10 protein-coding genes and 1 tRNA gene are annotated in these 14,773 nt (G+C 48.7%); 6 read left to right on the top strand and 5 right to left on the bottom strand.

Features of this window, described 5'->3' with window-relative positions; translation table 11 throughout:
* The coding region (locus KOO63_13625; GenBank protein MBU8922851.1) for a hypothetical protein at nt 1-749 on the bottom strand (749 nt) is incomplete at its 3' end.
* Nucleotides 750-1,089: 340 nt separating this feature from the next.
* On the opposite strand from KOO63_13625, the gene KOO63_13630 reads away from it, so the two are divergent.
* Nucleotides 1,090-1,425, top strand: a complete 336-nt coding sequence (locus tag KOO63_13630; GenBank protein ID MBU8922852.1) for a DUF2178 domain-containing protein — start codon at nt 1,090-1,092, stop codon at nt 1,423-1,425.
* Between the two features lie 49 nt (nt 1,426-1,474).
* Nucleotides 1,475-1,633 carry a helix-turn-helix transcriptional regulator gene (locus tag KOO63_13635; GenBank protein ID MBU8922853.1) on the top strand — a complete coding sequence of 53 codons (159 nt, stop codon included), beginning with the start codon at nt 1,475-1,477 and terminating at the stop codon, nt 1,631-1,633.
* Nucleotides 1,634-1,689: 56 nt separating this feature from the next.
* On the opposite strand, the gene KOO63_13640 is transcribed toward KOO63_13635, so the two are convergent.
* Together KOO63_13640 and KOO63_13645 are read right to left on the bottom strand one after the other, a co-directional pair.
* A tRNA-Glu gene (locus KOO63_13640) sits at nt 1,690-1,767 on the bottom strand.
* 130 nt (nt 1,768-1,897) lie between these two features.
* Nucleotides 1,898-4,666 carry a PHP domain-containing protein gene (locus KOO63_13645; GenBank protein ID MBU8922854.1) on the bottom strand — a complete coding sequence of 923 codons (2,769 nt, stop codon included), beginning with the start codon at nt 4,664-4,666 and terminating at the stop codon, nt 1,898-1,900.
* 178 nt (nt 4,667-4,844) lie between these two features.
* Here KOO63_13645 and KOO63_13650 point away from each other — a divergent pair, with 178 nt between their 5' ends.
* The 3 genes from KOO63_13650 to KOO63_13660 all read left to right on the top strand — a co-directional run bounded on the left by KOO63_13650 (nt 4,845) and on the right by KOO63_13660 (nt 8,991).
* Nucleotides 4,845-6,143, top strand: coding sequence for a SpoIIE family protein phosphatase (locus KOO63_13650; GenBank protein ID MBU8922855.1), 1,299 nt, complete (start codon nt 4,845-4,847; stop codon nt 6,141-6,143).
* Between the two features lie 159 nt (nt 6,144-6,302).
* Nucleotides 6,303-8,645, top strand: coding sequence for a protein kinase (locus tag KOO63_13655; protein MBU8922856.1), 2,343 nt, complete (start codon nt 6,303-6,305; stop codon nt 8,643-8,645).
* 40 nt (nt 8,646-8,685) lie between these two features.
* The gene (locus KOO63_13660) at nt 8,686-8,991 is read left to right on the top strand and encodes a hypothetical protein (protein MBU8922857.1); all 306 of its coding nucleotides are present in this window, start codon (nt 8,686-8,688) and stop codon (nt 8,989-8,991) included.
* Between the two features lie 132 nt (nt 8,992-9,123).
* Here KOO63_13660 and KOO63_13665 read toward each other — a convergent pair whose 3' ends face one another.
* The gene (locus tag KOO63_13665) at nt 9,124-9,744 is read right to left on the bottom strand and encodes an energy transducer TonB (protein MBU8922858.1); all 621 of its coding nucleotides are present in this window, start codon (nt 9,742-9,744) and stop codon (nt 9,124-9,126) included.
* Nucleotides 9,745-9,888: 144 nt separating this feature from the next.
* Nucleotides 9,889-12,579 (bottom strand): hypothetical protein, encoded by a 2,691-nt coding sequence (locus tag KOO63_13670; GenBank protein ID MBU8922859.1) that lies wholly within the window; start codon nt 12,577-12,579, stop codon nt 9,889-9,891.
* A gap of 210 nt (nt 12,580-12,789) precedes the next feature.
* On the opposite strand from KOO63_13670, the gene KOO63_13675 reads away from it, so the two are divergent.
* The gene (locus tag KOO63_13675; protein ID MBU8922860.1) at nt 12,790-14,745 is read left to right on the top strand and encodes an acetoacetate--CoA ligase; all 1,956 of its coding nucleotides are present in this window, start codon (nt 12,790-12,792) and stop codon (nt 14,743-14,745) included.
* Nucleotides 14,746-14,773: the final 28 nt, after the last annotated feature.

Below are 14,773 nucleotides of genomic sequence, written 5' to 3' on the forward strand. Positions count from 1 at the left end.
CTTGTCATCCCTCCATACCAGACATCGCCCCAAGCGAGCGCGCCAAGGGTGAGTTTAGCAACAAGGACCGCTCCCTCTTCCTCCAGTCTCTGTACTACAGTGGCAGTTTCCTCGATCACCTGTTTTCGGTATGGCTCGGCTCCCCATGTCGTAGGATGGCCAGGCACAGAAAAAAGATCCTTCACTCCATACGGTATTCCATGAAGAAGTCCCCTGTATCTGCCATCAGCCATCTCCGCATCGGCACGTTCGGCCTGTCTCATGGCAAGGTCTTCAGTGAGTGTGATAACACACTCCAGGTCCGGCCCGTACTTTTTCAATCTTTCTATGTAAAAGCGTGTAAGCTCGACCGATGTGATCCTGCCGGCCCTTAACAGTCCTGCAAGCTGACAGATCGAATAGAATGCCATTCTGTCACTATCCTCAGGGAGATCTGTTCCTGTGAGCGGGACAAGGGAATACCCCTGGCCTTCTTTCGGCATTTCCACCCCCCCGGGGAGTGGATCGAATTCCACCGCAGGTGGTACTCCATTCGCAATATCGAACTTCCTGAGTTCCAGAAAACTTCCCAGTTGGTCATTTACTTCACCGAGAAGAGAATCGATCTCATTTTCATCGAATTCCAGTCCGGCAAGTTTCTGTGCAGTTCGCACATCGTCTCGCACAATCTCCTCATCAGTCGGTCCAGAGCACGAAAATGACATGATCACGACCACAGTCATTAAAAGAAAGGATAGATGCTTTTTCACAGCGCTCACCTCCATGGAGTATAAAACTGATTGACGAATGATACCCCAGGGGCATCGCGAAATAAAGAAGTTATGCAGAATTCCTGAATCCATTAATTCTGAGATTGCTCGACCTGGGTCATAAAATAATCACCCTTGACATCATGTATGGTTTTTCATACATTATGTGTAGTTATTCATCCTTTTGCATCGCAATCGTCATAGACACTATCGAAAGGATCAACATGACTCTGTGGCAGAAAAGAGCATTCCTGTTGACCATTGTCTGGACCATCGTCCTTGCCGGATTCATCGCCTGTTTTTTTCCGGCGAAGGGGTCTCGGATTTCACCAAGGGAAGCATGAGAAGAAATATCACTGGCGGTCTCATTGCGGCAGGACTCATCTCACGGGTAATCATTATTTATATTACCAGGACGAAAAAGAACGAGAAGAGGATCTTAGTGGACGAAAGGGACAGAGAGATCTCCCGCCGTGCTGCGGAAGGTTCGTTTCACACTCTCGCGATATTCGTGTTTTTTGCCTGCATCATCCTTCATGACAACTTTCTCAGTGAAGGTTCGATACCAGTCGAGTGGATGTTTCTCCTCGCATTCGCTACTCTTATCCTTGCGCATCTGACCCAGTCAACCATCTCTCTCCTTTTCTATCACAGGAGGGACGAATCCAGTGGCTAAGGCCAGAGTAAGCAATATAGTGAGAAAACTCAGGTTCGAACACGACGAGATGACACAACAACGTCTATCGGAACTCAGCGGTTGCACTCGCCAGACAATCATGGCTCTGGAACAGGGGAAATATGTACCCTCTCTCTCCCTTGCCTTTCGGATCGCAAAAGTATTTAGTCGTGGAATAGAGGAAGTCTTTTCGTACCAGGACGGCTGATGTGCTGAACCGACCATCCACGAAAACTTCATATTGGAGGTGTGAAAATATAAAAATGGCGCCCCCAACGGGATTCGAACCCGTGTCGTCGCCGTGAAAGGGCGATGTCCTAGACCTGGCTAGACGATGGGGACGCACTTAGCTTTGCCAGTCCGATTGGACTGATGGAAGTTATCAATGCGAAGTGCCGAAGTCAACTGGAAAAACAATCAGAAGAGGTAAGAATACAACTTTTTCAATAAATCGATAACCTGTATATCATCTTCAGTCCGGCTCGTCATCGAAAAAGGAAAGCTGCCCGGAACCACTATTCCTGTCTTTCTGGGAAGGCTGCCTGTGCTTGAAGAAATCACCTGCCCTTGCGTGTTTTTCATAAAAAGCGAGTGTCACATCCTTCAATTCGGAGTGTGTGGTCATCAGAAAATCAAACAAGCCAGAGTCAATAAGGTCATTCACTGAATCCATAGCCAGCTTGTGAGAAAGCCTCTCCATGAAATCGACAAGATTTCCGAAAGGTCCATTATTCTCTCTTTCATCCAGGATGACAGCCAATTGCTCGTCGCCGAGTCCTCCCGATTCGTTCAGGGGCGACCTTATACCCCCAGGCACTATCTCGTACTGCAACCCGCTTGAATTTATATCGGGCGAAAATACTTCCTTGTTGATACCTGCAAGGTAATCGAGGTAGCTCTTCTGCCTCTCTTTCGTGTCACCTGTATTATTCAGAAGTCCGGCAAAATACTCATCGTGATGATTTGCCTTGAGCCAGGCTGTCCGGTAGCTTATGTAAGCCTGGGCGCAGCTGAAGGCTCTGTCGTAAGTAAATCCTGTGTTATGCAGGAGGAAATCGAAGATCTTCTGAGCATCCTCCTCATTTATCTCCTTCTCCATAGCTCCTCTTATAAAATCCAGCCTTGCCCCGAGTAACGAACCTGCCTCCTTCTTCGAAACAGCTATTTCGATTCTCTCCGCGCGTTCCCCGGTTATACCGGCTGAGTCCTTGAGTATCTCCCTTATCTGTTGTTTGAAAAGAAGCAGCCCACTGGTACTCTCCAACGCTCCTGAAAGCGAATGATGTGGAAGCAGCACTTTCCCTTTCTTTCCAGCGTTTTCCAGATACTTCTGCCACAGCCTTCCTTCCAACGGTGCCGGCCTGTACAATGAGATCACGTTGACGAGTCCCTCGAAATCCATGGGCTGGGTCTTCATCAGCAGATCCCTTATCCCCCTGCTTTCCAGAAGATATACACCGGTGGTGTCTCCCCGGGATATCATCTCGTAAGTCGTCGTATCATCGAGAGTGGGAGGCATCCCGACAGAGGGGCTCCTTTCCTTTTCTCCATCATCGTCGCCACCACCATCAAACCCCAGCATATGGAAGGTGTCGTCGAGAGCGGCAAGAAAATGAGAGCGCTGGACAACTACCGTCCAGCCGCCAATAGCCTTAATCGCCCTACTATCTACCATACAGAACTCTTCCCCGTTACTACCTGTGATGCAGGCCAGATAATCCTCCATCTTCTCGGGCAATACTACGACTCTGGAAGTGTTCAGATTGAAATGATGCACTCTTCCCCTGAGAGATTCAGCCCCGCGAAGAATCATTCTCACTTCATTATTACCGTTATACATCCTTGCAAGCTGATCCGAATTGTCGAGCAGGTCCTGAAGTGAATCCTTCTTCCTCACCGAGGACAGTGCCTCAGAGATCGCTTTGCTGGTCTCATCCGCCAGGTCAGAGTGTTCCATTATCGTCTTGACCAACGTGACAAGCGACATCTCCTCCCGTACCACCTGGTTGAATACACCGCTTTTCGGAAGCATAGACTTCAGGGCAAGCATAAAGACTTCTCTCGCGCCCTTCGGTTTGATCAATTCCAGCTGCGGTGGTACACCCTTCCCCGGCGCGTTGAACGATTCGAATAACAGGCCGTGCTCGACAGGATTGAGAGGAATTATATCAAGCAGAAAGGCTACAAGACTGTCGAGGATCTCGCTGCCTATGATCTCCAGCCTGACACCTCTTCTGCGGAACCCGTCCAGAAGTTTTCTCAGAAACAGGATAAACCCGGACAGATCCTCTCGCCCCGCACTTTTTATCTCATCCTGCATCATCGTCCTGAGTTCCGCGATCTCATCCTTTCTCCTGTTGTGAAAGGCAAGAAGGAATCTTCTGTCACTCATCTCGGCAAGTGTTTTCTCAGAATCCTTGTCTGAGCTGAATTCTATCCTGTCTTCCATGAGAAGGTCGAATTCACATCTCCCGGCGATCCTTCCTGATTCTTCCAGAGCATCTGAATATCCGTAGAAAAACGGGTCGAGTTCTTTCTTCCTCTTCAGAAAATATTCCGGGTGATTTTCCTCTGTATCATACTCATTCGTATCGCCCGAGATCTTCCTGAGAGTGGAATATGCAGACGCATCCTCTCTCAAAGCAAACCTGTCATTATTCGTTGTTACCAGCGCCACTCCCATTTTTCTTGAGAGAATGCTGAACTGCTCTATGATAAACTGCTCTTTTTCCACGTTGTGATTCATGATCTCAAGAAAGACGTTCCCACTGCCGTATATCGTTACGAGTTTATCGACGACCGCTCTCTCCCTTGGCAGATTTCCGTGCAATACGGCCTGGCTGGTCTCGCCTTTCAGACAGCCGGTCAGAGCTATCAATCCCTCCCTGTGAAGGACCAGTTCCTGCTCCGTGACATATTCCAGCTTTTCTTTCTCGTGATGTTTTTGTATCAGGTCAATGATATTCCTGTAACCTCTGTCGTTTTCCGCCAGAAGAGTCAGATGGTATGTCCCGCTGTTACCCGTCAGGGAGAGATGCCTGATCTCAACGCCGAATATAGCTTTGATTCCCGCTATTTTCGCTTCATTCGCGAATTCATAATGTCCGATCGCCGTCCATTTATCTGTGAGGGCTACCGCATCCATTCCAAGAAATGCCGCCCTTGAAATGATCTCGGTCGGAGTAAACATTCCTGAATACGCACTGTTTATACTGTGGACATGCAGTGGAACGTAGGGCATCCCATGGACTCCCCGTTAGAAAGTGTGCTTATCTTTTCCAGTTATCTTCAATTGTGCTGGACAACCCGCCATCATTCAATATAATATTTGCATCATGTTTGAATGATGCATTGTATCTCTATACAATTTTGCGGGTCGCCGAAAGAGTGGTCGTCGCTTTCATGAACGGAGTCTTTGCATGAGTTCACAGGAAAATAAGACAAATATTCTTAAAGATGAAAATGAACGCCTGAAGGCGGCGATCGAAGAACTTTCGATCCTTAACGATATATCTACCGCTATCAACTCGACTCTTTCCCTCGAAGAGATCATTGAACTGATCGTAAAGAAGTGCGTAAAACATATCGGTGCCGAACAGGGAACAGTCACGCTCCTTGACAGTATGGAACAAAAGAACCCCTTCCAGACGATGATACGTCAGGTTGACAGGTCGAGCGATTTCCTTCCTCTCCATCTGGATACTCAGATCACAGGCTGGATACTGGTCAACCGAAAACCGCTGCTCATCAACGACATGGAATCCAATGAACATGTCAGGATACCGAAGAATGAAGAAAATCCCGTAAACACCCTTTTGAGTGTACCCCTTCTCCTCAAAGGCAGAGTCATTGGATCGCTGAACCTCTTCAACAGAAACACGCCCGGTGGTTTCACGGATGCCGACAAGAGACTACTGAGCATTATCGCTACCCAGTCCGCTCAGGTGATCGAGAACGCAAGATTGATCGAAGAGGAAAAATCATTATTGCATCTCCAGGAAGAGATGAAGATGGCCTTCAAGATCCAGATGGGGCTCCTGCCCAAAGAAAAACCCGCGATCGATGGATACGATATTGCAGGAAAAAGCATACCAGCAAAGACTGTGGGTGGCGATTACTACGATTTCATAATGGCAGGAGACGGCAGGATTATGATCTGCCTTGGAGATGTATCCGGAAAAGGGATGCCCGCGGCACTTCTGATGTCGAATCTCCAGGCTACTTTCCGTGGACAGGACCTCAGCAGACATACACCCTGTGAGATCATGAGCAGGTCCAACAAACTACTGTTCAGAAGTACAGATCCCGACAAATTCGCCACATTCTTTTTCGGCCTTCTTGACAATACCAGACATGAATTTCACTACTGCAATGCTGGCCATAACAATCCTATTCTGACGCACAAGAATGGGGATCACTACTTCCTGGATACCGGAGGGCTTATACTTGGAGCCCTGGAGGAATCCACGTATACTGACACTATAATATCACTCGCAGTCGGCGATACACTCCTTGTTTTTTCCGATGGCATCTCCGAAGCCAGGAATCCTTCGGATGAAGAGTATTGCGAGGAGAGAATACTCGAAGTCCTCACCAAAAACCCTCATCTCGATGCCGCCGGGATAGTCGACCACATTATCAATGAAGTAAATACCTTCGCCGATTCAAGAGATCAAATGGACGACATGACCGTAGTCGCGATGAAGAGACTTTTCTGACGGCCGGATCACGACCACCATTCGACATTATAATTATCACAGAAATCCAGGAAAAACGCGATAGCACGATAAAAGGACAACTGATTCCTTGATAATAATCTCGTTTTGTGTCAAAATTCGGTTACCTGCTAAGGCATACTTCAAACAAAAGGAAAATCGATGATAGGGAGTACGATATCCCATTATAGAATCGTCGAAAAAATAGGTGAGGGCGGAATGGGTGTGGTCTACAAGGCTCAGGACACCCGCCTCGAACGTGATGTCGCACTCAAATTCATTCATCCCTCCCGTATCTCGTCCGCACGTGACAGAGCTTGTTTCGCGAGGGAAGCACGCTCTGCGGCTGCACTCGATCATCAGAATATATGCGCGATCCATGAGATCGAGGAATTCAGAGGCCGGACCTTCATCGTGATGGCTTATTGCGAAGGCGTACCCCTCAGCGATATGACTGCCGGACACCACTTCACCCTTGAACAGGCTCTCGGAGTAATGCGTCAGATACTGGAGGGGCTTAGTTCCGCGCACGATAAGGGAATCATACACAGGGACATCAAGCCATCCAACATCGTCGTCGAACCTGAGAAGCTGAAAGTCAGGATCACCGACTTTGGTCTTGCCAGGGAAATCAGCGCGGCCTCATCTGCAACAATGGCCGGACATTCAGGAACGCTGGAATACGCTTCGCCGGAACAGGTAACCGACGGAACAGCTGATACGAGAAGTGATGTATGGGCGTCAGGTGTCACATTCTATGAACTCATTGCTGGCAGGCGGCCTTTTGAGGGAGAATACGCAGCATCCATCATATACAATATCCTTAATTCTGAACCGGACCTCTCCACCTTTCCACATGGCCCGGCGGGCGATGCCGCCATAAATATCATATCGAGAAGCCTGGAAAAGAACCCAGACAGCCGATACCATGATGCTGGTGAGATGTTGAACGATCTCAATGCTGCATACGACCTTCTGGATGACGAAGACAGGCATGTTCACATTCATCCGACCCCTTCGAATAAGATCCCGGCAGCCTGGACCCTTGTTATCGTTGTCCTCGCGATCATTGCTGTCCCGCTTATCCTATGGATACTTTCCGGCTCTTCCTTTACTCCTGACAGTCATCCTCTCGGTACCATAGATACGACCGGCACGATACTGTCCGAAGCAGATATTATCTTCGAGAGAGGAAAGGCCACTTACGACGGTGGTGATCAAACAACAGGAATCACCCTGATCGAGCAATGCATCATGATGGATCCCGATCACATAGAAGCTCTCAAGACCCTTGCTGCTTACTACAACGCCAGCGGCGACTCGAAGAAAGCAGCCGACTATATCGACAGGGCAAAGAAGATCGCTATTGGCAAGGGTAATTCTATAGATCTGCTTAAGTGTAATATTGTAGAGGCATACGTATGGCACGACTGGAACATGGCAGTAAGAAACCTGAACTCGCTTCTTGAAGAAAAGCCGAACGACATCAGGGGGCATCTCAATCTCGGATACATAATGTCACGGTATCTCAGACAGTTCGATGAAGCCATCATACATTTCAGAACAGCCCTGGACCTGGACCCGAAGAACGATCTTGGAATGAACGGATCTGCCTGGAACTACATCGGAAACGCTCTTCTCTTCTCCGGAAGGCCCGAGGAATCTATCAAGGCATTCCGGAAATACGGTGAACTGGCTACAGGGTCACCTGATCCCGTTAACAGCCTCGCAACTGCCTTTTATTTTTCAGGCAATTTCCATGAAGCTGTCCGGATTACAGGAAACGCGATTAAGGAAAACCGTCATAATTTCAAATTCTTCGAAGTACTTGGCAGATCCTGCCTGTCTCTTGGTCAGTGGGAAAGGGCCGTTGATTCTCTTAACAGATACATTGGCGCGTCTCCATCCCAGGGATACAAGGCGGCTGGCCATGTCCACCTGGCCCGACTTTATCTCGCACAACGTGATAGAAGAGCATTCGACCGAGAAATAGAAAGTCTTCTCTCGATATCACCAGGCTCACTTAAAGCGAGGTGGCTCTCTGGCCTTGCTTGCGTCCGACTTGATAACGATACAGCCGCAGCAGTAAATTATCTGGAAGAAATGCGCACCATCATGACTGACCCTTTTGTCTTTAACGGAATCCCGTGCACGAAGCATCTCGAGGGAATCATACTTCTCGCGGAAGGCAGTCTTGAGGAAGCCATCGAAAAACTTGAGGCTGCCGAATTCGCCTCGCCGAGAGAGTTTTTCTATTTCGGCAAGGAACTGATCCGTGGACTGATCGAGATAGGTCGGATAGATCGAGCAGAAGAAAAAGGCACCGACCTTCTTTCTCTCAATAGTAATGATTATGAATTGCTGATCCTCATGAACAGCATCTATCTGAAAAAGGGAGAAAATGGAATTGCGTCTCAATACAAGGAACGTGTATTGAAGGTCCTTGAGAATAGCGATCCCGGATTCTTCCCACTTAATGATTTCATATCTAAATCCGGACTTTGATATCGAAGGATATTCTGTTTTCTTTCAAGGAGGTAATATCATGACGGATGTCGAGTTCAAAGGATGGGAGATTCCTGTCAGCGATCTCGAAAACATGCTGGAGTTGTGCAAGACTACAGGAATGAAGAGCATGGTCTTTGGCACTGCATGCATGGAACGCGATGAGGTCGTTGAATTCATCGACCCGAATGGCGGAGAATATAAATACGGAAGTTACAAATTGTTCATCAAGGGATATATTGTCAAATCCCTTGGTCTATTGTGCGCTTTCCCTCTCGCTCCGGCAGTCACCTATTTCGATGAATTCCCTCCGATCCCGCCAGAACCGTTCAAGGACGGCCCCTGACACTCTGCTCGTGCTATAAAAGGGAAAAAGGGATTGCCGCTGGAAAGGCAATCCCTTTTTTTCATGTTTTATAAAGCCCGGAGGTGGCGTTCCGGGCTTTACTTTAAAGCAGGAGCGTGACAGTTCGAGTGGTCAGTTCAGCCTGAACGAGACTGGCACAGCGATGCTGGCCTGAACAGGGACCACTCCCTGCCTTGCGGGCTCGAAGAGAAACTGCATAACCGCAGCGATAGCAGCCCTCTCCAGTACAGATGTAACGCTGGAGTGAATTATCACAGCCGAAATTACCTTGCCATCGGTTCCCAGGAGAGCCTTGATCAGGACATCCCCCTCAACACCGGCAAGCCTGGCCAGTTCGGGATATTCCGGTCTGACCGATCTAATTAGTACCGGGCTCTTGTCGAAGGCATAATAGACTGGGACCGTCTCCTGAAGGATCGGAGCATTGAACTGATTCTTGAATATATCCGGAGTCATGGTTCTGGGGAAAAACGGTTCATCCTCCACCTCCCCTGCCCCGACTTTGACAACCGGAACAAGAGCAGGTGCCTTGACCTCTGGTGGTTCTTCTATCTCTATTATGGGTTCCATCTTTATAACATCGAATACTGGTTGTTCTGCCAGTCGGTATGGAGAAAATGTGAACGGGGGAATAAGATAGAACAGGGCGAAATGTATTGCTATCGCGCCTAGCACCGCACGTCCTATATAGAGTTTATAATCACCCTTGAACTTCGCGTTAACAGTCAGCATTCGACACCTCCCATGATTCTCTCCCGGCCTTATAGGCCGCCATCATCTCACGGTCGGTACCAGTCGGTTTTGAGTGGGGTCGGTTTCCCTTGTGGCAGGTTTAATATAATACTTTTTTTCTCTGGACGCAATGCAGTTAAAATCTCACTCGACTGACGGGTCCGGAAGAAGCAATCCGTTCAGAAGTAGTTTGTAACATCCGGCTGTCGATGCCCTGAACTGGGGATTGAATCCATAGAGGACCAGCTGCCCCTTGTTCTTGCGGAACCAGACAAGGGCAGCGTGCCCTCCCGCTTCCTCAAGTTTTTCAGCATATCCACTCACGAGGATATCACTTTCCGGGATCCTGCCCACTACCCGTCTGTCCATATCAAAGGCGGGGATGGAAGTTGCGAACACCGGTCTCCCACGAAAAAACACGTTTACCTTCTTCCCCATACCCAGACTTAATAGATGGTCGGTCGCCAGATCTATTCTCACCAGCGAGCCCGGGCAATACAACCCCTTTTCCTTCAAACGTTTCGAAATATCGTTGAAGGGAAGAGTGAATTCGTCACCGTTGTCCTTCTCCTCGGATAGAGCTAACTCTCCGCTGAACAATCCCGCCGATCTTCCCCATGCTAAAACAGTCCCGCCGGAATCGATGAACCTGAGCAGTTTCTCTTTTCCCTTTTTCCCCATACCTTTTGTATAACCCGGCGGATAACCACTCGAATAATATCTCTCTCCTGACTTGTATTTACCTGTCATCAGGACAGATTCATCAGTGTCCGGTATAAGGATAACGTCAAATTTTCCGGCCAGGTCCCTGTCCTCCAGCTCACCGGGCCGTAGAACCTTAAAGGGTATACCGTAGTCGTCTAAAAGATACCTGGTCCATCCTGCGTCCATGTCGTGCCGGAAAGTCTCTACCAGGCCTGTCCGAGGTATTGTGAGCTTCGTCAGCGAATCCTCTCCCGGAATCATATCTTCTCCGGTAAGACATAGCGGCTGAACGCTGAGACCATCATTCAGTAAAGCAAGCTTTTCCCCATTTCCACTGACCAGGAAACTACCCTTTTCAAATACGGCCGGTCCGGCTTCGAAATCCTCGTCCAGCCTGAATACCGACAGCCCACGTTCCGCGGCTTTGAAAACAGCCTTAAAACTCTCGTTATATCTCACGTTGAGCAGGACATGCCTGATATTTTGATCTTCCGGCCTGCTATAAAGTCCATCGATCCTGAACCGGCCCTCGATCTCACTCATCGAAGTCTCAATACCAGGTTCTCTTTTATCTATCCTGAACGAAGTCACTCCCCTGTGAAGAGGCAATGACCATGAAGTGATATCATAAGGTTTGATGATCTCTCCACCCGGAGTATAGTGCCTTACCGGAAATTGCTGACGTTCCATCACTTCCTTGATAAAAGCTCTGAAGGGTTGAGCCAGGGGGACCACTATATCGCCCCTTTGAATAATAGTTCCTTCACCTGTCAGGATATCATCTTTAGTCTCATATACTTTTACACCATGCTCCTTCAGCAGATCGACGATATGGCAGAGTTCACCCAGGTCACGCTGCCTCTCGATTCCCGATGGCATCACGAAATAGAAAGGAGGCTCTGTCTTTCCCTTCTCTACCTCTATTTGGCAGATATTATTTCTGAACCGGAGAATATCCTTTCGGTGATTCGAAGCGGTCCTGATTATCGACATCGTCGAACTTATCTCATAATCAACGATATCGGAGAGTCGCCACCATCCTCCCTCCCACGGCTGCGGCATGTTGGTACCTTTCTTGTATTCGGAAAGTCCTTTTCCATGGACACGCAGTTCTCCCGGTTCCACGTAGACCGGTTTTGCATATTGCGCACTGGCGCTTTCGGTGAGAAATCCGATCACGTTCTTCCATATACAAGTCTCCGTAGATCCGGGCCAGTAGTCGTCGAACAGGTACTGGCGGGTCACACCCGAACAACCGTCAGCGGTCATATCCTTCATAAGGTTCGATCCGAATATACCGATCCAGTTCCAGAGGGAAGCATCAATGTTCTGTGCTATCGGATCATGGTTGGGCGGCACGAAATAGCGTACACCGCTCGATCCCATCTGGTGCTTCTCGACCATTACCTGTGGAAACCACTCATGGCTGAATAATCTCGATACAGCTTTCGTATCCATTTGTGTCAAAGTCACAAAATCGCGATTATTGTCATGGCCGACATATTTATGATAGATGCCGGGCATCCTCGAGCCCTCGAATCTGGTTCCCTTGTACTCCATGTAATGATGGACGACCATATCCATCCCGTCAGGATTGTGGCAGGGGACAAACATGTAGACGACTTCGTCCAGCGACTTGATCTTTGATGAGATATCAGTCGTAACGAGATCATACGCTATCAGGGGGGCAGATTGAGAAGGTCCGACTTCGCTTGAATGCATCGAAAGCGTAGCGACGAAGAACACCCTGCCATCATCTATCATCTGTTCAAGTTCTGATTGGGGGATATCCTGTTCAAGAGCGAGTCTTTTATTGATTATTTTCAATTCATCGAGTCGCCCGATATTTTCCTCCGATGATATGAAGACGACAAAAATCGTCCTTCCCATCGGAGAGATTCCGATCTCCCTCATCTCCATCATCGGAGAAGCCTGATCCAGTAGCCCAAGATATTCGATCAACTGATCATAGTCGAAGAGTTCTCCATCAGCCCCAGGCTTAAAACCGAAGAATTCTTCAGGGCTTGTAAATCCCCCGGCCACAGCCTGCCCGCCTGAAAAACATCCGAGTAGTGATAAACCCAATACAATGACTATGATCCTTTTGAGATAATATACAGAGATGAGCATCCTTTCCTCCTCTTATCATGCTGAAATTCAAGATATCAAGCTTGAGTAATTTCTTCATGCGTGACTGGTAGGATAACATAGACCCTGTCCTGATACCAATTTCCTTTTGACTGCCGAGGGCTCAGGCCATACAATTGCCACTCTGAATATGACCAGGCGGGGATTACGTAGATAACGGATCCCGCCATGTGACAGCGAAAGGAACAATCGATGAACGAGATGCTCTGGCAACCTTCCAGGATACGGATTGAAGAGACCAACATGTTCAGGTTTATGAACTTTATCAATGAAAGATACGACCTTGACTTCTCCCTCTACGGGGAGCTTTGGGAATGGTCCATAGAAAACCTGCCATCTCTCTGGGAATCGCTCTGGGACTTTTTTGATATAATCCACTCAACTCCCTACGATGAAGTCCTCGTCGACGGCGATAAGATGCCTGGAGCCCGCTGGTTCACCGGAGCCAGGCTCAACTTCGCCGAAAACCTGCTCCGTTACAGGGACGACCGTGCGGCAATAACCTCATGGAGCGAGAACGGAGATCAGAGAGAACTGACATACGCCCAACTCTATGACCGTGTCGCCAGACTTGCACGCGCAATGAGAGATATGGGCATCGAGAAAGATGATCGCGTCGTTGGGTTCATGCCCAACATCCCCGAGGCCATTATCGCGATGCTGGCTGCTGCGAGCATCGGGGCCACATGGTCATCTTGCTCCCCCGATTTCGGAATAAAGGGAGTACTGGACCGATTTGGACAGATAGACCCAAAGCTGATCTTTACTGCAAACGGCTATTCATATAACGGAAAAAACTTCAATTCCCTAGAACAGATATCCGGCATACTCCAGAAACTTCCCTCCATAGAGAAGGTAGTAGTGGTCCCATATACAGACGAAAGCCCTGATATCGGTTCAATAGAGAATGGCATCCTGTTCGACGACTTCATCTCGTCCGAAGACGGTCTCGATATCGAGTTCGAACAGCTACCCTTCGACCACCCTCTATACATCATGTATTCGTCTGGCACGACCGGCCTTCCCAAGTGCATGGTCCAGAGTGCCGGAGGTATACTTATCCATCATATGAAGGAGCTGGCCCTGCATACGGATGTGAAAAGGGAGGACAATATCTTCTATTTCACCACCTGCGGATGGATGATGTGGAACTGGCTCACGAGTTCCCTTTCCCTTGGCGCGACCCTTGTCCTCTTCGATGGGTCACCTTTCTACCCGAATCCTGGAGCTCTTTTTAAAATGGCCGACAAAATCGGTGTAACGATCTTCGGCACCAGCGCGAAATATCTCTCTGCTGTAAACAAGGTCGGGCTGAAGCCAGCTGAAGAGTTCGGACTTTCATCGCTCAGGGCCATTCTCTCCACCGGTTCACCACTCAGTGTGACCGAGTTCGATTTCGTGTACAGACATATAAAGAAAGACCTGTGCCTGTCCTCGATTGCCGGAGGGACCGACCTCAACGGCTGTTTTGCCGCTGGTAATCCGATGGGACCAGTCTACAGGGGTGAGTTGCAATGCAGGACCCTGGGCATGAATGTGAGAGCTTTCGGGTCTTCGGGGCAGTCCGTTGAAAATGAACAGGGAGAACTGGTCTGCCTGTCTCCCTTCCCATCGATGCCTATATATTTCTGGGATGACGAGGACGGCGTAAAGTATCACAGGGCATATTTTGATGTGTATCCTGGCATATGGCGGCATGGGGACTATGTGATGATCACCGGCACAGGAGGAGTAATCTTTTACGGCAGATCAGATTCTACCCTGAACCCGGGAGGTGTCCGCATCGGAACCTCCGAGATCTACAGACAGGTCGATACGATTGAAGAAATCGAAGATTCTCTTGTAATCGGTCAGGATTGGAAAGACGATGTAAGGGTGATCCTCTTCGTCAAACTGCGTGCGGGGTTCGAACTGAGCGAAGAACTGATAACGAAAATAAAGAAGACGATCAGGAAGAATACCACACCGAGACACGTTCCCGCCAAGATACTGCCAATAGCCGATATCCCCTATACGATAAATATGAAAAAAGTCGAGATTGCAGTAAACAAGATCATCCATGGCAAGTCAGTCACCAACCAGGAAGCACTGAGAAACCCGGAAGCGCTCGAATTGTACAGGGACATCCCTGAGCTTTCACTGGACTGACCATCGCTGCCTCGTGTGGCCCCATTGG

Source organism: Candidatus Latescibacterota bacterium, from assembly GCA_019038625.1.
GTDB lineage: Bacteria > Krumholzibacteriota > Krumholzibacteriia > Krumholzibacteriales > Krumholzibacteriaceae > JAGLYV01.

Coding starts and splice junctions, on each gene's coding strand:
- KOO63_13635 (MBU8922853.1), top strand. CDS start 1,475: ATGACACAACAACGTCTATCGGAACTCAGCGGTTGCACTCGCCAGACA.
- KOO63_13665 (MBU8922858.1), bottom strand. CDS start 9,744: ATGCTGACTGTTAACGCGAAGTTCAAGGGTGATTATAAACTCTATATA.
- KOO63_13645 (MBU8922854.1), bottom strand. CDS start 4,666: ATGCCCTACGTTCCACTGCATGTCCACAGTATAAACAGTGCGTATTCA.
- KOO63_13670 (MBU8922859.1), bottom strand. CDS start 12,579: ATGCTCATCTCTGTATATTATCTCAAAAGGATCATAGTCATTGTATTG.
- KOO63_13655 (MBU8922856.1), top strand. CDS start 6,303: ATGATAGGGAGTACGATATCCCATTATAGAATCGTCGAAAAAATAGGT.
- KOO63_13675 (MBU8922860.1), top strand. CDS start 12,790: ATGAACGAGATGCTCTGGCAACCTTCCAGGATACGGATTGAAGAGACC.
- KOO63_13630 (MBU8922852.1), top strand. CDS start 1,090: ATGAGAAGAAATATCACTGGCGGTCTCATTGCGGCAGGACTCATCTCA.
- KOO63_13660 (MBU8922857.1), top strand. CDS start 8,686: ATGACGGATGTCGAGTTCAAAGGATGGGAGATTCCTGTCAGCGATCTC.
- KOO63_13650 (MBU8922855.1), top strand. CDS start 4,845: ATGAGTTCACAGGAAAATAAGACAAATATTCTTAAAGATGAAAATGAA.